This is a genomic window from Xanthomonas pisi DSM 18956, assembly GCF_001010415.1.
In the GTDB taxonomy this organism is placed as follows: Bacteria; Pseudomonadota; Gammaproteobacteria; order Xanthomonadales; family Xanthomonadaceae; genus Xanthomonas; species Xanthomonas pisi.
The window spans coordinates 1-571 of record NZ_JPLE01000290.1 but is presented as its reverse complement, the minus strand read 5'-3'; the positions used below and the strand labels follow the sequence as shown (position 1 = coordinate 571).

Annotated in this window: 1 protein-coding gene; it reads right to left on the bottom strand. The window is 39.9% G+C overall.

The window, feature by feature from the left end:
• Positions 1 to 96: 96 nt before the first annotated feature.
• On the bottom strand, positions 97 to 571 hold a 475-nt coding region (locus Y887_RS19840), incomplete at its 5' end, for an ADP-ribosyltransferase (protein ID WP_211257031.1).

Below are 571 nucleotides of genomic sequence, written 5' to 3'. Positions count from 1 at the left end.
ACTAGTTCTTGACCATTAAAGCGAAGCATAGATTTCATAACGTTTTCCTCATGTTGTTGATGGGATGATAGTATCACACATCCATGTGTTTGTAAACTATCCTTGGACAAATTTAAACGGAACTGATTCTAAATCCATTAAAGATGCTAACAATTTCAAACCTTTAGGTGCACTAGTTTTTTCTACAAATGAGGAGAACGATACCGGCTCAACTGATTCGATTTCACCCGTCATAGCAACCACCTCGCCTGTTTCCATGAGAACATCACCATCGTAAATGACAGCTTCATCTAACTGGTCTGAGGACATGACTTCAGCTTGAATAAATTTAAGGTTGGATTCTAAACCTGCACCAGTGTCAGATGACGCATCTGTAATTTTATTTATCTGCAAGAGAATGCCTCTAGGCAAAATAATTTCTTGCTCATTAGGGTGATTACTCAACTGGCCTGGATAAATCACGTTAACTTTATGAGCGCCATCAATAGCCCATCCAACATTAACACGAATTTGTTCTGGCGCATGCATAGCGGTACGCACCAGGCTAGGAGAAATAGTAACACCTTCGTCA